15 protein-coding genes and 2 pseudogenes are annotated in these 18,975 nt (G+C 66.7%); 13 read left to right on the top strand and 4 right to left on the bottom strand.

From position 1 onward, the window contains the following. A pseudogene (locus ACZ7M3_RS51765) lies at positions 1-262 on the bottom strand (IS6 family transposase); the annotation flags it as partial. Positions 263-906: 644 nt separating this feature from the next. After that, entirely contained in the window at positions 907-1,752 is an 846-nt protein-coding gene (locus tag ACZ7M3_RS51760) for an alpha/beta hydrolase (RefSeq protein WP_472073663.1), read from the bottom strand. A gap of 314 nt (positions 1,753-2,066) precedes the next feature. Between ACZ7M3_RS51760 and ACZ7M3_RS51755 the strand changes: the two are divergent. The 10 genes and pseudogenes from ACZ7M3_RS51755 to ACZ7M3_RS51710 form a co-directional block, all read left to right on the top strand. Further along, a pseudogene (locus ACZ7M3_RS51755) lies at positions 2,067-2,317 on the top strand (transposase); the annotation flags it as partial. A 375-nt stretch (positions 2,318-2,692) separates the two neighbouring features. Then, the gene (locus ACZ7M3_RS51750) at positions 2,693-3,541 is read left to right on the top strand and encodes a LysR family transcriptional regulator (protein WP_472073661.1); all 849 of its coding nucleotides are present in this window, start codon (positions 2,693-2,695) and stop codon (positions 3,539-3,541) included. Positions 3,542-4,363: 822 nt separating this feature from the next. Continuing rightward, a complete protein-coding gene (locus tag ACZ7M3_RS51745; RefSeq protein WP_472073659.1) occupies positions 4,364-5,869 on the top strand; it encodes a GMC family oxidoreductase in 1,506 nt (501 codons plus the stop codon). Positions 5,870-6,163: 294 nt separating this feature from the next. Further along, positions 6,164-7,102: a catalase family protein gene (locus ACZ7M3_RS51740; RefSeq protein ID WP_472073657.1), complete on the top strand. Its 939-nt coding sequence runs from the start codon at positions 6,164-6,166 to the stop codon at positions 7,100-7,102. Positions 7,103-7,638: 536 nt separating this feature from the next. Then, positions 7,639-8,643, top strand: a complete 1,005-nt coding sequence (locus ACZ7M3_RS51735; protein ID WP_472073655.1) for a DUF4331 family protein — start codon at positions 7,639-7,641, stop codon at positions 8,641-8,643. Positions 8,644-8,854: 211 nt separating this feature from the next. After that, a complete protein-coding gene (locus ACZ7M3_RS51730; protein WP_472073653.1) occupies positions 8,855-9,571 on the top strand; it encodes a hypothetical protein in 717 nt (238 codons plus the stop codon). Beyond that, a complete protein-coding gene (locus ACZ7M3_RS51725; RefSeq protein ID WP_472073651.1) occupies positions 9,568-10,158 on the top strand; it encodes a cytochrome c oxidase subunit 3 in 591 nt (196 codons plus the stop codon). Before ACZ7M3_RS51730 ends, ACZ7M3_RS51725 begins: the two co-directional genes overlap by 4 nt. Positions 10,159-10,161: 3 nt before the next feature. Further along, on the top strand, positions 10,162-10,398 hold the full coding sequence (locus tag ACZ7M3_RS51720) for a cytochrome C oxidase subunit IV family protein (protein ID WP_472073649.1): 237 nt from the start codon (positions 10,162-10,164) through the stop codon (positions 10,396-10,398). An 891-nt stretch (positions 10,399-11,289) separates the two neighbouring features. Next, complete coding sequence (locus ACZ7M3_RS51715; protein ID WP_472073647.1) at positions 11,290-12,168, top strand: LysR family transcriptional regulator; 879 nt, start codon at positions 11,290-11,292, stop codon at positions 12,166-12,168. 612 nt (positions 12,169-12,780) lie between these two features. Then, complete coding sequence (locus ACZ7M3_RS51710) at positions 12,781-13,431, top strand: hypothetical protein (RefSeq protein ID WP_472073645.1); 651 nt, start codon at positions 12,781-12,783, stop codon at positions 13,429-13,431. A 594-nt stretch (positions 13,432-14,025) separates the two neighbouring features. Here ACZ7M3_RS51710 and ACZ7M3_RS51705 read toward each other — a convergent pair. Next, positions 14,026-14,577: an integrase core domain-containing protein gene (locus tag ACZ7M3_RS51705; RefSeq protein WP_472073643.1), complete on the bottom strand. Its 552-nt coding sequence runs from the start codon at positions 14,575-14,577 to the stop codon at positions 14,026-14,028. Between the two features lie 444 nt (positions 14,578-15,021). Here ACZ7M3_RS51705 and ACZ7M3_RS51700 point away from each other — a divergent pair, with 444 nt between their 5' ends. The 3 genes from ACZ7M3_RS51700 to ACZ7M3_RS51690 all read left to right on the top strand — a co-directional run bounded on the left by ACZ7M3_RS51700 (position 15,022) and on the right by ACZ7M3_RS51690 (position 17,788). Continuing rightward, positions 15,022-15,222, top strand: coding sequence for a hypothetical protein (locus tag ACZ7M3_RS51700; protein WP_472073641.1), 201 nt, complete (start codon positions 15,022-15,024; stop codon positions 15,220-15,222). A gap of 489 nt (positions 15,223-15,711) precedes the next feature. After that, the gene (locus tag ACZ7M3_RS51695; protein ID WP_472073639.1) at positions 15,712-15,915 is read left to right on the top strand and encodes an alpha/beta fold hydrolase; all 204 of its coding nucleotides are present in this window, start codon (positions 15,712-15,714) and stop codon (positions 15,913-15,915) included. Positions 15,916-16,201: 286 nt separating this feature from the next. After that, positions 16,202-17,788: a Na+/H+ antiporter gene (locus tag ACZ7M3_RS51690; RefSeq protein WP_095849804.1), complete on the top strand. Its 1,587-nt coding sequence runs from the start codon at positions 16,202-16,204 to the stop codon at positions 17,786-17,788. A 306-nt stretch (positions 17,789-18,094) separates the two neighbouring features. Here ACZ7M3_RS51690 and ACZ7M3_RS51685 read toward each other — a convergent pair. Next, on the bottom strand, positions 18,095-18,975 hold an 881-nt coding region (locus tag ACZ7M3_RS51685), incomplete at its 5' end, for an IS701 family transposase (protein WP_472073637.1).

Genomic DNA, 18,975 nt, shown 5'->3' with positions numbered 1-18,975 from the left:
CGCTGATCCTGACGAACACCTCGTCCAGGTGCCACTTGTCGCCAGGCCGGGGACGGCGGCGGCGCAGTCCGTTCGCGTAGGCCTGGCCGAACTTGGCACACCAACGGCGCGCTGTCTCGTAGGAGACGAACACGCCGCGCTCGAGCATCAGCTCCTCGACCTCGCGGAAGCTGAGCGGGAACCGGAAGTACAGCCACACACAGCACGAGATCACCCCGACCGGGTACCGGTGCCCCCTGTACGACGGCAACGCGCTCCCCACGGACGACTCCTCACAGCGTGATCAACCAGAAGACCATCCCACCCCGTCAGCCAACGTGACAGCGCCGCCGCCAGCGTTGGTCAACAGTTTTCACTGTTGGTCCGAATCCCTCGCCTGAGATCTGACCCGATGCCTCGCGGGCTCGGCGGGACAACATGTTCGCCCTGCGCCCGAGCTTCCTCAGCAGCATGGTCACGGACTGCACGCGGTCAGGGTGGTTGGCGCTCTCCGGACTGCTGAGGCGCAACAGAACATCGATCCCAGCCCGGCGCTTCAGCAGCTCGCCCGCATACTTCTCACGATCACCGAACGGTACGTCGAGGGACGAATCGGCCAAGGTCCGGTCGTCGTCGGCACCCTCGCTTTTCCCTTCGCCGCAGCATCCCCAGTCCCTCGGACTTTCTCGACATCCTGCGGAGTACTGATCGAAAGTTTGGTCCCCTCATGGACCGCTGCGGCAGTTCCTCACCGCGCAGGACGGCGGTCTGCTGGTGTGAGAGCAGACCGGCGAGGGCTTGGACCGTGTCACCCCTACGTTCGCGTCGGCCGAGGTGCCGGACGCCAGTCCTTCATCGCCCGGCGGGAGCGAATATGCGATGTCGGGGGCGGGGCGCCCCGAAGCGGGCGCCCCGCCGCAGGATCAATCAGTGCACGGAGTTGGCGGCGGCGGCGATGGCTCGGTCGACCGCTCCGGGGCTGATCGAGGGAACGTCATGGCCCGAGCGGGTGTAGATGGTGTGGGCGCCCACTCGGTTGGCCTCGAACTTCTGGGCGGCCGTCGGCACAGCGTGGTCCTCGGTCGCGATGACCGCCCACTTCGGAGTCTTCGCCGGCGGATTCACCGTGGCCTTGTCGGTGAAGGCCGAAAGGGCGACCGGCTCCTGAGTCACCGAGGCGACACCGATGGCCGACTTCGACAGCCCGTTGCCGTACACGGTCCCGTACTTGTCGGCCTTGAGGTACACGTCGGTGTCACCGCCGGGCAGGGGAACGGTGCGGAAGTTCTCCGAAATGAGCTGCGACCCGGGGAACTGTCCGATCAGGGAGCCGGCGGTTTCTCCCACCTTCGGGATGAGAGCCGCCACGTACACGAGGGCCTTGACCTTCGACGTCTTTGCGGCGACCTGGCTGACGACCTCTCCCGCGTAGGAGTGGCCGACCAGCACCACGGGGCCCTTGACGGTCTTCAGTTGCGCCTTGACGTAGGCGCTGTCGAAGGCCAGGCCGCGCAGCGGGGTGTCGATCGCGTAGACCGAGTAGCCGTGCCGTCGCAGGTAGCCGATCTCGCTGTTCCAGCTGGAGGAGTCGGCGAACGCCCCATGGACCAGGACCACCGTCGGCTTCGCGCGGTGCCCCGTCTGCGAGGCGACGGCGTGATCGCTCGTCTTGCTCGTGACGGCGCTCGCGTTCGTCACGGTCAGCGAAGCCACGACCGCGGCACTCACCAGCCCGGCAGCCGCCAGCGCTTTGATTCGAGCGGTGGAATTCATATGGCGTTATTCCTCTCGGAGTTATTTCAGTCGAAGCGATGTGGGGAAGCGGCGTGGTCCGCATGGGTACGAAATCCCTATCTGCTGCGGTCCGCAGTGCTTCGCGAAATCGACTATGACGGCTGCATCTGCGGTTCGCCAATGCCGATCATGCTTCTATTCATGCCGATGTGTTATGAGTTAGCGGACGCTCCATTCGTCTTCACGGGTGCAGCACCTGTGCTAGCGTTCAGCGAGACATGTGGTGCCGATTTATCCAGCGCTGATTTTCTGACACTTGCAACGGCTAACACGACGGGGTGTATCGCTGCTGGCTGCCTTTTTCAGGGCAGGAGTTGAGCGCTCGCGTCGCTGTGGGGGCATCACTGTTGATCGTGTCGGATGACCTGTGGGGCCGCTTGGAGCCGTTGCTGCTGCAGAGTGAGCGGCGTTGTCGGTACCCGGGCCGCAAGCCGCTGCCGGACCGGGAGGTAGCGTGCGGGATCTCGTACGTGCTGCACACCGGCATCCAGCGGGAGACCTGTCCAAGTAGCTGGGCTTCGACTCGGGTCTGACCTGCTGGCGGTGGACTGGAACGAGTCGCTGTGCCGTGCTCACTGTCTCGCCCGTCGAGGCGGACAATCCCGATGGAAGGCAGCGACCGTAGAGAGGCGCTCTCCCGAGCCGGCCCGGTTCGATCATCGGGGTGAGTCTGCTTCGGCTCCTCATTCAGCAGCACACTTTGATGGCAACTCCATATGTGGCCACATCGTCGTGAGGCATGGCCAGAGCAACCTGCGTCGATCGGAGTCGCTTTATGCCAGTCAATCATGATCATGGATGCCGGGTGGCGCCAATGCCGATTTGCGAAGAAGTCATGCCGGTTGGGCATCACTAAAGCCCAAGAGGGCTTTCCCGGCTCGCAGTTCGACAGAAAAAGCGGCGTGGTTAACATGGCGCCATGGATATCGACCTCCGGCGTCTCCGCTATTTTGTGACGGTTGCCGAAGAGCTCAGCTTTGTGCGTGCCGCCGAGCGACTGAACATGACGCAGTCTGCACTGAGCCGACAGATCCGTGCCCTTGAGGACGATCTTGGAGTGTCGCTGCTCCACCGCGGCCCGCTGGGCACGGCCCTTACGCCGGCCGGAGGCCAGTTACTGGAGGACGCACGGCCGCTGCTCGCGGCATCGCTGGCCTTGCAGCGGCGAGTCCGCCTCGCCAGCCGTGAGGGGCACCACTTCACCATCGGCTTCATGCCAGGGGTCATAGTCACGCCGATCGTCAGGCAGTTCCGGGCGCTCGCGCCGGAGGTCAATGTGCAGGTGCTGCACACGACGCCCACCGACCAGGTCGACTATCTGCTCGACGGACGTGTCGATGTCTGCTTCGTCCGGCTGCCGCTGCCGGTCGACACCTTCGAGATCGTTCCTCTGTTCCCCGAGCCGCGCGTTGCGGCTCTCTCCGGCGAACATCCGCTGGCGCAGGCGCAGATCGTCGGCATCGCGGAGTTGGCGCCGTACCGCTTGCTGCAGGACTCCGCTGACGTACCGGAGTGGCGCGGCACCGACTTCGACGCGGCGGCGGCGCGCAACCGTCCGGAAGCCGAACGGCCCACCTCGATCGAGGAGAGCCTGGAAGCCGTCGCGTCCGGCACCGGGTTCGTCGTCGTCCCGGCCGGTCTCGCCGATTTCTACCGTCGCCCCGACATCCGCTGCGTCCAGCTCACCGGGGTTGCCCGCGCATGGTGGCGCTGGCGGACACCAAGAATCGGAAGATGCCGTTCATCGACCAGTTCGCCAAGATCGTGACTGCGGCGCTCGGCTCGGCATAGAAGCACCGATGGCCAGTAGTCGAGCACACCTGCTGCAGAAGAACCGCGTCTTCGTCGGGATTGCGCCACCTCCAACTCGGACGTGGCGATGGGGTACCGGAGGAGCGAGTCGTCGCGATGCTCTCTTAGGCAGGTCGTCGGCGCCTCCTGCGCAGAGCGTGGCGAGGTCGGCCCAGAGTCGGTGCCGTGCGCGTGACGAGGAGGCAGGCTACGGCTTCGGCGAAAGGGAACCCGAGCGCGGCACGGCGTCCTCCTCATGAAAGTGCTCCCATCAGGATCCACGACCTGGAGCATCCCGGCGGTCGCCATGGGTTCGCGAATCGAGGGGCGTCAAGGCCGTCGCCTGCGCGACAGAGGGCGCTTGAAAAGCCTGTCAGCGGGCTGGGCTGCGCGCGGCTCGCACACACGGATGTACCGGCCATCATCGGCCCCACGGCGGCGGCGCGAGGGCGAGCGGAACTGCACTGTACTGCCGTCATGCCTGATCGGCATGACGGTTCGGGTGATCGGCATTGGCGTGACGAGTCGTGGGCCGCAATGCTCAGTGGAAGACGGAACTCGGCTGGACGGAAAAGGCTTTGACAATGTGTCGTCGCGGCTCGCTCGTGCATGATGCCGGAGCAGGTGTCCATGCACCTCTCTCTTTCACTACAACGTGACAGAGCTAGAGCTCCCTCGGACCGACCAGCCGGTGGACGGAGGCCGAACCCACAGGTACCGCCGCGTTCTCGCGGACAGTCACCGTCCCGGGCCCTACGCTGCCGGGTTCCGCTGCCAGGCACCGGCAGGCGGGGGAGGGATGACTGCCTATGACTATGTGGTCGTCGGTGGCGGGACGGCCGGCTGTGTCGTCGCGGCGCGCCTGTCGAAGGACCCGGCGGCGGAGGTGCTTCTCGTGGAGACAGGCTCGGCGATCGGGCCGCCGGCCATGCACCTTCCGGTCGGGTTCCCGCTCGTCCCGGCCAAGGAGATCATCTGGTCACGTTGGACGACGTCGCAGCCGGGGACGCTGTCGCGCAGTCACCACTGGCCCAGCGGACGGGTCCTCGGAGGATCGAGTTCGATCAACGCAATGATGCACGTCCGCGGGCACCGCGCCGTGTACGACGGATGGGCGGACAGCGGTGCGAAGGGCTGGAGCCACCCCGAGCTGCTGCCGTACTTTCGTCGGACGGAGACGGCGATAGGCCGCAACCCCGCCCTGCGCGGCGTCATCGGGCCGGTGTGGGCGGCGCCGACGACCCGGCTCGACGACGCGTCGCTGACCTTCCTCGGCGCGCTCACCGAGGCCGGTCACGATCTCACCAACGACATCAACGGTGAACGGCAGCACGGCGCCTTCTGGTGTGACCTGGCGGGGACGGGTGGTCGTAGGCAGAGCGCCGCGGACGCCTATCTGGTCCCGGTGCTCGACCGGCCCAACCTGCACCTGGCCACCGAGGCGGGCGTCAGCCGCCTCCTGATCGAGCGCGGACGCTGCACCGGCGTGGAATACACGTCCTTCGGCACAGTGGAACGTGCCGAGGCGCGCGCCGAGGTGATAGTGGCGGCCGGGACGGTGGGCTCCGCCCGTCTGCTGCTGCTCTCCGGTATCGGTCCCGCCGCTCATCCGCGTGACGTGGGAATTCCGGTGCTGGCCGATCTCCCCGGTGTCGGCGCCAATCTGCACGATCACCTGCAGTGCCCCGTGGTCTACGAGGCAGGGCGGCAACTGACGACCAGCCATGGTTTCAGTACGGTCAGTGCCCTGGTGCACAGTGGCGCGACAGCCGTTCCGGACGTCCAGGTGATGCTGCTCAACGCTCCGGCGGACATCGCGGACGTCGGGACGCCCGAGTTCGGGCACACGGTCTCCTTCGCTCACACGGCGCCCGCAAGCCGGGGAACGGTTCGGCTCAGGAGCTCGAACCCGGACCGGCTGCCGTTGATCGACCCGAACTACCTCGCCGACAGCGGTGACGTGTCCGCCATGCTCGCGGCCCTCGGCATCGCGCGAGAGATCGGCCGCATGCCCGCCTGGCGTCAGTTGGGTGCTCGGGAGACCGCGCCGGGAAAGGGAGACGACCTCGTCACCTACATCCGCAGGAACGCGGCGACTTTCTCCAACCCCGTCGGCACCTGTCGGATCGGGATGGACGACCTCGCTGTCGTCGACCCGGACCTGAACGTGCACGGCGTCGACGGTCTGCGTGTCGCGGACGCCTCGGTGATGCCGTCCATCCCCAATACCGGAGTCAACGCGACTGTCCTGGCCGTCGCCGAACGGGCTGCCGACACCATCCGACGTGATGGGAAACGGCCCTGAGCACCGGCTGGATGTCCGGAGAAAGGCCGCGCAGCGGCCCCTGAATACGAAGGCATGGTAATGGTGAAGTTCTTGTGGCGCATGGTGGATGAAACGCTCGTCGGAGCAGTGATCTATGCACTCACGTGCAGGCTGCCCCGCGGTTTTCCTCGTACGGGTGTCATCCGTGCGAACACACAACAACCCCGAACGCCCGCACGGCAGGGCTGAAGTCCATGGGCGCCGACACCGACGCCAGGCTGTAGACCGTCTTCTGTCTGACAGAGGGCCCGAACATCGAGAAGGTTCTACTTTATGCCGAGCACTCAATGGCACGAAGTTTTTCTGCCCGACGAGAGCACCCAGCATGCGGAACAGTCGCACGTTTTCAGCGAACTGCAACGTAAGCGCCTGAAAAGACAAGGTCATGGGAGGGCGCTGCACCGCAATCAAGTGGCCGCCCTGAAGGCCGTCCTCGCGGTGGAAGAAGATCTTCCTGAATACGCGAGGCAAGGAATTTTTGCCGCTCCCGCGGTCTTTGAGGCACATGTACGGCTGTCCAACGGAAACTTCGCCGTCGACCGGGCTCCTGATATCCGCGGGTTCGCGATCAAGGTGCTGGGGGCCTCGACGCCGTCGTCCGTCGATGTCGAGCAGAACTTCACCCTGGTCAGTCAGGAGACCCTGAAGGTCAGCGGCAGCGCGGACATCGTCGGAATCGTCGATCTCTCCACGAGTACGCCCGGCGCCGCGCTTCGCAAGGCCGCGACCAAGCCGCGGCTCACAGGCAGTGCTGTCGCGAACTTCCGGGACATGGTGAAACCGTTCAGCGGATTCGCCACGCATGACTTCTTCAGCATCATGCCCATCACGTTCGGCGACTACGCGGCCCGGTTGAAGCTGTCCGCCGCCTCAACGAAGATCAATAAGGCGGCCCGCAAGGATCTGGTCGCCGACATCTATACACGACTCGCGGACGACGACCTGGAGTTCCTTTTCCAAGCCCAGTTCTTCGAGGACGAGAGTCGTACGCCGATCGAAGATTCGTCGGTCCGCTGGGACGCGCCGTGGCTCACCGTGGGGCGACTGCGCCTGCCTCGGCAAGCACCGGACGAGGCATTGGCCGAGACCGTCGAGAAGAGCAGCTTCAACCCATGGATCGCGGCAACGGAGCATCGGCCTCTAGGAGAGTTGATGCGTGCTCGCCAAGCAGCCTATTCAGTCAGCTGGCGCAACCGAGGCGCCACACCCTGACATCCTGTCCGTAAAACGCCATCCGATTGCCGCTCCACAAAGGTGATCGGGGCATGGCTGCACGGTCCCGTGTGATCCCTCCCGAGATCGCGAGCCTCGACAGTCGCACCACGTGCCCGCAAGAGGGCTGATGCCGGACCGGCATGCGGAACCACCGGATAGGCATTGGCGGCGCATGATCGGCCCGGGCCAGGATGTTCGACGTGACCCACTTCGACCTCGGGGTGCCCGGCGCGGCAGCGGTAACGCACTGCTTGCCGACGACCTTGAGCACCTGAGCGCGGCAATCGTAGGGCCGGAGTGCTCGTGCGCAACGCGCGTCAACTGTGACTGCATCAAGCCGCACCCAGCTCGGCGCGGGCCCCTGAACGGGCACCGCGCTACGAGCCGCGCTCGACCGATCGAGGTGGCCCGTGCCGCGGCAGGTCACTCGGGTCCGTAGGACCGAACGTCTCGATTGCTGTCCACACAACAACTGCCAGTCGGCAACGCATCGCCATGCCTTGTCCTGCTCATCCCTCACGGAAGGCCGATCGATGTCCCACCACCAGGATTCAGCCGCCGCAAAACAGGACCCTCGCCTGGACATCAGCGATGTCTACCTGTTCAAGGGACGGAACGGCACGGTCTTCGTCATGAACACCAACCCGGTGTCGGCCGACAAGGGCTTCCACCCCGAGGCGCTCTACGAGTTCCGCATCGACACCGACGACGACGCGGTGCAGGACCTGACGTTTCGGTTCAGGTTCCTCACCGCCGAACCGGACGGCCGGCAGGCTTGGGTGCTCGAGAGGCTCACCGGTGACGAAGCCCTCGACCGTAACGCCTCAGGAGCTCTCGTGGCAGTCGGCAGTACGGAGGAGATCGTCACCGCGCCGGACGGCGTCAGGGCCTTCGTCGGCCGGGCGGGAGACCCGTTCTACCTCGACGGCACCGTCGTCACGGCGGTCCTGACCGCGCTCCGAAACGGCGAAGCGGTGGACCTCTCCGCGTTCGACCCGCAGCAAGCCTCGAACCTGTTCGCCGGCACCAACGTCACCGCGATCGTCCTCGAAGTACCGGACGAGCTCCTCGGATCGGAGACGATCGGCCTCTGGGCCACCACCGCGCTGGACGACCACCACGGTGGCTGGCTGCAGATCAACCGGTGCGCGACACCGCTCGTCAGCACGTTGTTCGATGTCACCGAGGCCGGCTTCGACGACTACAACGCCACCGATCCATCTGATGACCTCGACAACTACGGAGACCTCGTACGCCGGAAGGTCGCGGGTCTCGTGTCCGCCAACGACACGCACTCCGACCCGCAGGGCTACGGCGCCGCGACGCGGGACACCACCTTCCCGGACGTCCTGCGCTACCAGGTGGGCACCGAAGCCGGCTTCGGTGCGAAGGCCCGCAACGGCAGAGGACTCACCGAGTCCGCTCCTGAAGCGACGTTCGAGATCGTGCTCAACGCTCCCGTCACCATGGGCCTGGACGCCGGCCACGCCACCGGGACGCTGCGCGCCGAGTTCCCGTATGTGAGCGCACCGGCCTGACACCACCAAGACTTCGGCCAGACGCCAAGCCCGAAGCTCGCCACACGGAACGGGAACTCACCTCGCGTTTCCCATGTTCGGCGCACTCCAACACCCCGGCCCGGCGGCCCTCCCCAGGTCGATCGCCGGGCCGGCTGCCCCACCACGTCCTCAGGTCCGAGCAGCGAAGCCCGCTCCGTACCCGTCCCTTCCTGAACCAGGAGATTCCACCATGTCCCGCCGAATCCTGACCGTCTGCGCGAGCTTCGGTTACCTGTTCATCGCACTGTTCTTCGCCGCCCTGTTGATCGCCCACTGGATACCGCCGATGGCGCCGAGCTGGTCGGCGGAGCGGGTCGCGGCCTTCTATACGGACCACGCCAACTCGATCCGTGCCGGCCTCGTGGTCATGCTCGTCGGCGCAGTGGTGACCGCACCTTTCGTCGCAGCGCTGTCGAGCCTGATCCGGCGTATCGACTCACGGCTGGAGCCGCTGGCTGCCATCCAACTCGTCTGCGGCGCCGCGAACGTGGCCGCGATCTTCGTACCGGTCCTGATCTTCACCGCGACGGCCTACCGGCCGGACCGCTCGCCGGACATCACGATGGCGCTCAACGACCTGGCCTGGATCACCTTGGTCATGAACGCCTTTCCGGCCATCGGGCAGGCCACCGTGGTCGGAGTGGCGATCCTGGCCGACAAGCGCCCCACGCCGCTCCTGCCCCGCTGGTCCGCGTACCTGAGCTTCTGGATGGCCTTCCTCTTCCTGCCGAGCATCCTGCTGACGTTCTTCAAGAACGGTCCCTTCGCCTGGAACGGCATCCTCTCGTTCTGGGTCGCGGCCGGCGCCTTCGGCGCCTGGTTCCTCGTCATGACGTACCTGACGGTGCGGGCCGCGAGCCGGGTGGACGACGACCGAGCCCCGGCCGTCCTGGAATCCGTGGCATGACCGTCACCGCGGCCCGGACCGAGCAGCCGGCGCCCCAGCAACAGCGCCATGTCCCCGGCGAGCCCGGTCTCTGGGTCTTCCTCTTCGGCGACATGATCATGTTCTCGGTGTTCTTCGGGTTCATCGCGGTACTGCACGGCCGGCACCCGAGAATGTTCCGGGCTTCTCAGCAGGCCCTCCATCCAGACCTGGGACTGCTGAACACACTGCTCCTGCTGACCGCCTCGGCGCTGGTGGCTCGCGGGCTGCGGCAGCTGCGATCCGGCAGACCCGCACGGACACTGCCGTGGGCGCTTCTGTGCGCGCTCGGATTCGCCGCCGTCAAGGGCTTCGAATACGCGCTGGTGATTCACGGCGGACATACACCGACCAGCAACGAATTCTTCATGTACTACTTCGTGTTCACCGGCATCCACCTGGCCCACCTGACGATCGGGATAGGAGCGCTGACGGTCCTCGTCGTCCTGTCCCGTCGGCGGGCCCTGAACCGGGGCCACCTGCTGGTCGCCGAGGGGGCGGCGGCGTACTGGCACATGGTGGATCTGCTCTGGCTCGTCCTCTTCCCGCTCTTCTACCTGGTGGCGTGACACATGTGGGTCTTTCCGGCACTCGTCCTGGCCACGCTGTCGAGCTGGCTGCTGGGCATCGAAGGCAGCACGTCGACCGCGATCGGCTGCGCGGTCGTGGCGATCGCGCTGATCAAGGTACGCCTGGTCGGCCTGCACTTCATGGAGTTGCGCAACGCTCCGCCGGCCCTCCGCGGCGCCTTCGAGGTCTATGTCGGGGTCACGGGCGCCACTCTGCTCGCCCTCTACCTGATCCTCTGAAAGGTCCCGCCGACACCGGGACGGTCTAACGCATCAATGAATGCTCCCCGTCCCCGTCGCGAGACAAAGTGCAGGTCAGCAGCGCGGCGCGCCTTCGGTGCACGCCGGGGCATGGTAAATCCCTCGGCGCGCACCGAAGGTGCTTCCGTCTGCCCGTACGTGGACCCACCGTCGTCCTCAACACGACCGCGAGCACAGCCTGACCACCCCGGAACAGCTGCCTGGAGGTCACCATGACCGTCGGGCATCCGGCCCTGCAGGAAGGCCACTGAGCTGGACCCATTTTTACGGGGCCAGTCGTCGTCATTTCGGCGTTGTCGTCGCCCGTCAGCGGGCCGAAGACCCGGCGGGTCACCGCGTCGGCGCGTTCGGCAGGGTTCGCCATGAGCAGCTGGGCAGGAAGTCCTTGGTCCGGACGTGTCCACGCCGAATGGACCGCGATGCGACGGCGACCAGTTGACGCAGACTTCGGCGGCAGCCTCGGGATCGACGTGTACCAGGGCGCGCGCCACGTCGCGCGCACATACGGTACGGACATGCCATGCAAAAGCCGGCGACGCACGGCGCAGTGTCGTCGAGCGGACCGGTTCGCTGCCGTACGGCCGTACTGTGCAGCGTTGTTCAGATGGATTGCCCTCCGACCGGGCGGCAGTGAGCTCCTTGACGATGAATGTACGACAGATATCCCAAAATGGACGTCTCCCGTTTCCTGGCGCGCACCCTGCTGCCCTTGCGCGTTCAGCGCGCAATTCCTTTGGCTGCTGGGGCCGTTCCGACGGATACCGGTCTGACCATGGTGGATCGTTCAGGGGGCGACCACGCCAATGCCTGCCTGTTCGATTCTGAAGCCTTTCGGCATATGCCGTCGTGGCCGCGGCTACGATGAGCTTCATGGACCTCGACATGCGCCGGGTGCGCTACTTCGTGGCCGTGGCCGAGGAGTGCAGCTTCGTGCGAGCGGCTAGTCGCCTTTACATGACCCAGCCGGCGCTCAGCCGTCAGATCCGGGCGCTGGAGGAGGATCTGGGCCTGGTCCTCTTCCAACGGGACCGACAAGGGACCATTCTCACGCGGGCGGGCCACCAGTTGCTGGAGGACGCCCGGCCGATGCTGGCGATGTCGCAGGCGGTGCAACAGCGGGTGCGGATGGCGAACCGGGAGGTGAGCCGCTTCGCCATCGGCTTCATGCCAGGCATCGTCGTCACCCCCATCGTGCGGGAGTTTGCCCGGATGGCGCCGCAACTCGATATCGATGTCGTACACACCACGATCACCGACCAGGTCGACTTCCTGATCGACGGTCGGGTCGACGTCTGCTACGTCCGTCTGCCCCTGCCGGAAGGCATGTTCGAGGTGGTCCCGCTCTTCCCGGAGCCCCGTGTGGTGGCGCTGTCCAGTGAGCATCAGTTCGCGGAGCTGAAGGCGGTGCATGTCGAGGACCTGCGTGACATGACCTTGCTGCAGGACCCGCGGGACGTCCCGGAATGGCGCGGGCGCGTGCCGAGCCGTCCGGTCCTGCCGCAACCGGACACTGGACGGTTCCCGGTGACCATCGAGGAATGCCTGGAGGGCGTTGCCTCCGGAGCCGGATGTTACGTCATGCCGGCCGGCATGGCCGACTTCTACCGCCGTGACGACGTCGCCTACCTGACGCTGGAAGGCGTCGCCCCTCGCATGGTCGCCCTGGCCTACACCCAGCACCGGACCATGCCCGAGCTGAACCAGTTCGCCGAACTCTCCCGCCGTATGCTCGGCCCCGGCCCGGACTGAAGCCAGGGAGCCGGCGGCCCGGCGGCGTCGGCATGAACGGACACTGAGCGGGGCCCGCCCGAGCCCTGTTTGCCGGTATCGAGTGAGCCCGCAGCAGACCGCGGCGGCCCCGCGGGCGGCCGCACACTTCGTTCACCCCCACGCAAGACCTGTGGCACCTGGCGGCCGGTCCGCGGACCTGGGAGCACAGGCCCAGCCACGACGACTTCGCCGCCGTCCGAATCGGGCTCGGTGCCCGGCGCGCCGCCCTGGGGTTCGTGCCGCCGCAGACCAAGGCGGTCTAGGACCTCGAACCGCTTTGCGCGATCTCCCTGCGCCGCTTCCTCAACGCATACCAGAACGTCAGACACATGCCCCTGCGCCGGTCCACCGCCGTGGAGTTCGCCGGAGACGAACCCGGCGGGCTGGACCTGGCCCGCGCGATCACCGGACAGCTCGCGGTCCTGCACTGGCCGGACGACCTGCGCCTCGCCTTGCTCGCGACGCCAACGCAGTGGGTCGGGCTCGGCGTCCATCTGCTGCTCGCCTGGCAGCGGCTGGACGAGGATCGGATCGGCAAGGGCGAGGGACACCTCTCCTGCTGGCTGGCAACGCCTGTTCCGCCTCCTCGGAGTGATCCCGGGCCCGGAAGCGAGCCGCGAGGCGGCAGCCGTCCTGCTCGGCCGCGAGTTGTCGGCGCCGGTGCCGGAGCTCGACGAGTTGCTGGCAGCGCACTTACTGTCCGAGCCAATCCCGGGGCGCTACCGCAGCCACGACCTGCTGGCACTGTATGCAAAGCAACTTGCGGGCACCGAGCCGCAGGAGACGCGCGCGTCCGCACTGCACCGGCTGCTGTCCTGGTACCTGCTCAGTGTGGACGCCGCCAACAGGATCAGCATGCCGAGCGGCTGGGTACTGTTCCCTGACGAGTTCCCCCTGACCGGTGAGCCTCAGACATTCTCCGGCCCGCACGACTCCCAGGCCTGGCTCGCCGCCGAACACTCGAATCTCATCACAGCAGACATCCACGTCTCGGAGCACGAGCCCTCCCCCTTCGCCTGGCACCTGGCCCACGCGCTGCGCGCACACTTCTATGCCCAACGCTCGGACGGGGGCGCGCTCGCCGCCAGCCAAGCGCACTGGAAGAGTTCAACTCCGCGAAGATCCAGTTCGATCGGATCGGCTACACCCGGGGACTGGCAGCCGCCTGGAACGACTCTGCGGAGGTTTGCACCAGAGCCGGCCGGGTCGCTGAAGCGCTCCATCACGCCTCCACGGCCCTGACATTCCACACGGATTCTCCGAGTCGTGCTGTGCATCATGCCCATCTCGCCGAGATCTTCCGGATACAGGGCGACTACGTGGCCTCCCAGTGGCACGCCCGGGAAGTCCTGGCCATCGCCGCTGGGAACGGCAACCCTCAGACAGCCGCGGTCGCCAAGCTCGAAGCAGGCATGACGCATCTGGCCATGGGTGAATTGGCCACGGCGGAGGAACTGCTGTCCGAAGGCAGGACCGCCGCCGAGCTTGTCGGCAGCCAGAACAACCTCTACGACGCTCTCTCCGCCCTGGCTCTCCTCTGCGTTCGCAGCCGGGCGTGTGGCCGAGGCACTGAACTGGATCGAGCCGCTTCAAGATCTGCTAGACCTGGGTACACCCGGCTTCGCACCGGAGGATCTCGCAGAAACGGCGATCGTCGAGACGTACCTCGCCGCAAACCGACTCGACCACGCAATCGAATTCGGTGCTACCTGGCTGGCCCGCCGCGTGGCCGCGGGCCACGGTCCAACGGTCACTCGTCTGCGCGTGGTCCTGGGACGCGCACGCTGCCGCAGGCGACTTCGTGGCCGTCCGGTCACTCTGGGAGGCCGCGCTCCCTCACACCATCGAAGAATCCTTACCCGAACGCGCTGACATCGAGGGCCTGCTGGCAGATCTACAGAACTGTGCAGGTGCCGAATAGTCATCCGACTTGGTCAGGCCGCATGTTGGTACTCGTGCAGGGTTCCGCTGAGTCGGTCTCGTCGGTGGATATCCAGGTGCCGGACCTGTGCCGGCACATGAATCGGTTCGGGTAGCGGGTTGAAGGAGCGGCCTGTTTGAGCGTTCGGTGTGTGGGCGGTGCCCCTTGTAGAGGTCCTCGAACTCGCGGAGCGCGTGGAGGAGGTGGCTCTGGTTCCAGATCAGGGTTCTGTCCAGGAGCTCGCGCCGGCAGGTTTGTATCCAGCGCTCGATGAGGGAGATCATCCGCGGTATCCGGATGCCGGTGGTGACGACCTTCAGTGCGGCGTCGGACATCAGGGCGTCGAAGGCAGCGGTGAACTTGGAATCACGGTCGCGGATCAGGAACCCGGCTCCGCTGCCGGCCTCCTGGAGGTCCATGAGGAGAATCCGCCCGAGCTGCGCGATCCAGTCCTCGGTCGGGTGCACGCCGGCGCCCAGGATCCGCAGTCTGCGGGTGGCGTGCCCGATGACGGCGCAGACGTAAGCGTGCCCCGGTCAGTACGGACTTCGAAGAGGTCGCAGGCGAGCAGGGCCTCGGCCTGGCCGCGAAAGAAGTCGGCCCAGGTGGCGCTCTGCCGTTCGGGCGCGGGCGGGAGTGCTCGCGGAGGATCTCCCCGACGGTGGAGTCGGCGGTCTTGATGCCGAACGCTGCAAGCTCGCCGTGGATCCTGCGGTAGCCCCAGGAGGAATTCTCTCGCCCAAGGCATAGGACCAGGACGCGGACCGAGCGGACGGTGGGCGGGCGTCCGCGTCGTTTCGGCACACAGGTCGCAGCGTGGCGACGGTTGAGCAGGTCGCGGTGCCACCGCAGGATGGTGTCTGGGGCGTACCAGCAGCAGGAGGCGCTTGCAGTCTCGCTGCCGGGAAGTGGTGGAACAGGCCGGCAAGGACCGCGCGGTCGGTGCCGGCGAACACAGGCCGGCCGACCTGGCACTGCAGAACGAGCAGCAGGTGCCGCAGCGCAAGGATCTCAATGCCTTTATCGCGACCGCTCATCGGCAGCAGGCGCAGGGGCGCCAGAGCACTGGCCGCGGCGAGGAAGGCCAGGCACAGCAGCACGACAGACCGTGATGCCGCCCATGGGCCCGTGCAGATGAAAACCCCGGGCGAGAGTCGCAGGCAGCACACATCCAGTCCACCGCGCTGATGCGGCCTGACGTCGTCCGGGGGTTGTGGACTTCGGTGTCCCGACGCAGCGTGGGCCGGTTCCTCCGCTGCAGGCGATGCGCGAGCGCTTCGGCGGTCAGTTCTCTGGAATTACTTCCAGGCACCCGGCGTCGCGGACGCCGAGCTCGCGAAGGACCCGCACCGCACCTTCCGCCGCGTGATGTACGGGCTCTCCGGCGACAATCCGGACGGCGACCGCCGGTCGAGCCGTTCGTCCCACCGGGCAACCGATTCCTGGACCTCTTTGAGGACCCTGCGGAACTTCCCTCCTGGCTCGCCGAAGCCGACATCGACACGCTCGCGACCGAGTTCACCAAAGCTGGGTTCACCAGCGCTCTCAACTGGTACCGCAACTGGCAGCTGACCGCCCCGTGGGAGGGCGCGCATTAGCGGATGCCCGGCCGCTACGTCACCGGCGACCGTGACCTGGTCTACGGGTTCCCGGGTATGGACCAACTGATCCCCGCCCTGCCCACGCTTCACCCGGGCATCGGACCGGCACACATCCTGCCCGGCTGCGGCCACTGCATCGCCGAGGAGTACTCCGACCAGGTCAATGCGACGCTGCTGGAATTCCTGGGTTCGCTGAAAAGTTGACCGGCTGACAAGTTGACGGGCACCGGATAGCACGCTTCCGGAATACCGCCTCTCCACGAGTTCGCCAGTCACCCCGACCGCGAGGCGATCGTCGATCGCATGTGCGAGCCCGGAGCGCTCACCGCCGGCAGGGCCTGAACCATGGGCAGGTGCGCCGCCGCAACGACTGCCGCAACCCTGGATGGTCGCGGCGCCAAGTCAGCTGCATCACCGCCCGAGGTCGGTTACGTTTATAAAGCACCTGGTCAGAGGGGGGTAACAAACCGTAACCCACCCGGGACACTCCATGACCGGCCTGACCGTCATCCTGCTGCTCGTGGTTCTGGCCACCGCCGTGGCGACCGGTGCCCGACGCTGGAGCTTGCCCGCCCCCTCGCTCCTCGTAGTTGCCGGTCTGGTCGTGGGGCTGATGCCCTGGGTTCCAGAGGTGAGCCTGCCGCCTCACGTGATCAACGTGCTGGTGCTGCCACCGCTGCTCTACGCCGCGGCTGGGGAAATCTCCGTCCGCGACCTGCGCACCGTGTGGCGGCCTGTGACCGGCTTGGTCTTCGGCCTGGTCCTCGCCTCGGCCATCGCCGTCGGGTACGTGGCCCACGCGATCACCCCGCTCACGGCCGCGACCGCGTTCATCCTCGGCTCTGTCCTGGCCAGCACCGACCCCGTGGCCGTGACCGCGCTTGGCCGGCGCCTGTCTCTCCCACCGCGCGTGTTGGCCATGGTGCAGGCGGAAAGCCTGTTCAACGATGCCACCTCACTGGTCCTGTACAAGGTCGCCGTGGCCACCGCGGTGTCCGGCAGCGCCATCAGTGTGCCCGGGACCGTTGAGCAGTTCCTGATCCTTGCAGGCGGAGGAGGCCTCATCGGCGCGGCAGTCGCCGCAGTGGTGGCCCTGATCCGCAGACGGACCGAGGACCCCATGCTGGAGACCGTCATCGCATTGGTCACGCCGTACGCCTCTTACGTCATCGCGGAGCAATCGCACACCTCGGGCGTGACCGCCGTCATCGTGTCCGGGGTCGTCCTCGGCAGCACCGGCCACAAGCTCAGCAACGCCCCCGTTCGCCTCCAGGTCCACGCCGTCTACGACACCGTGACCTTCCTGCTGGAGAGCGTCGTCTTCGCCCTGATCGGCCTCGAGCTCCCCTCGGCCGTCCGTCATCTCGCGCGCGACGAGCACGGCTGGCCGCTGTGGGTGCCGGTGATCGCCTTCACTCTGCTGGCGATTCGCCTGCTGTGGATCTTCCCGCTGTCCGCTCTGATCCATCACCGGCACAGGGAGGGCGACAACCGCCTCTCCTGGCGCGTCCCGGCTGTCCTGTCCTGGGCGGGCACCCGAGGCGTCATGCCGCTGGCAGCCGCGCTCTCCATCCCCCTGGTCACCCACACAGGGGCGCCGCTGCCGCACCGGGCGCTCATTCTCACGCTCACCACCGGGACCATCGCGCTCACTCTGATCTTCCAGGGTTTCACCCTGGTCCCCGTCGTCCGCCGCTCCGGCATCGCTCTGGAACCGGAGAGCACCGCCCGTGAGGAGGCCCGGACCCGCCGACACATTGCAAACGCCGCTCTCGAAGAGCTCAAACAGCTTGGCGATCTGGATCAGCTCGCTGATCTGGGTGCCGCCGCCGAGGCCGCCTTGAAACAGGCCCGTCGTCATCTGGAAGCGCGCATCCACCAGGTTGAAGACGCCCACTACAGCGACCCGGACGCCCGTCCTGCCGACGCCTACCGCGAGATACGCCGGACACTCATTGCCATCGAGGCGGCCGAGCTCCAGCGCCTCTACGAAGCGAACAAGATCAGCAACGCCACCCGACGCCGGCTCCAGCACGAACTCGACCTCGAAGAAGCCAGCCTCCGTGACCGCGGCTGACTGCCAGTCCCGGTAACCCCCAGGTGACCCGGCATCGCGGGCCTGCTCTGCCTCGCCAGGCGCCGGGCCGACGTCCTCTTCGCGATGCTCCGCGACGGGACCTTCTACGAGCCCCAGCCCGCCACCACGGGCGGTGGAGCCTAGTACTGCAGCGGTGCTTGTTCTGATGGCTGGGCAGTTGTCAGGGGTTGTGTCCGCGTCGTTTGTAGTGGCTGATGCGGGCTTGGTGCTGGCGTCGTCGGCGCCAGTGTGACCAGTGCAGGATGTGGTCGGTCGGGGTGGGGCGGCGGTCGGTGAGGCGGGTGATCAGGCGTCGGATCTCGGCGAGGCTGAGGTGGATGAGCTGGGAGGATCCGTTTCTGCTTTCTCCGTGTCCAGGTGGCGGGCGCGCAGGACGGTGAGGCAGGCGTGGGCGGCCATGGCGAGGGTCATGTGGCGGTGCCAGCCGGGGTAGCGGCGGACTTGGTAGTCGTCCAGGCCGCACTCCTGCTTCGCACTCTGGAAGCATTCCTCAACAGCCCAGCGGCTGCCCGCGATGCGGATCAGCTCGTCCAGGGTGGTGTCGGCCGGGCAGTGGGCGATGTAGTAGGAGATCGCTTCGGGTCGGCTGATGCTGCGGCGGGCGATCACCCAGTGCCGGCGGTCGGGCCGGTGCCAGGGCCTGACCTCGATGCGGGCCCAGTCGTAGACCCGTGGGCCGTGAGCCCCGGCGCCGCAGGAGCGGCGTCTCCACTTCTGCCGTGGCAGGGCGGGGAACAGGTCGTGGACGGGGTGGTCGAGTGCCCAGCGGGTGACGACGGTGTCGTGCCGGGTGGTGGCCATGACGTGGAAGACGTCGGCCTGTTCCAGTTCGTATCGCCAGCCCTTGCTGAAGCCGTAGGCGGCATCCGCGGTCACCCAGGTGAAGGGGATCTTGTCTCTGATCGCCCGGCGGACCATCGCCTTGGCCATGGCCACCTTCGTCTCGAAAGCGACCTCGTCGCCGATACCGGCCCGACGGCACCGTTCACGGTCGTCCGTCCATGAGGTGGGCAGATAGAGCCGTCGGTCGATCAGTGTGCGTCCGCGGCCAGCGGCATAAGCAAGGAAGACGCCGATCTGGGAATTCTCGGCGCGGCCCGCGGTGCCGGAGTACTGCCGTTGAACCCCTGCCGAGCGGGTGCCCTTCTTCAGGAAGCCGGTGTCGT

The organism is Streptomyces sp. NPDC111656 (assembly GCF_055656965.1).
This window is presented reverse-complemented; position numbering and strand designations above follow the sequence as displayed.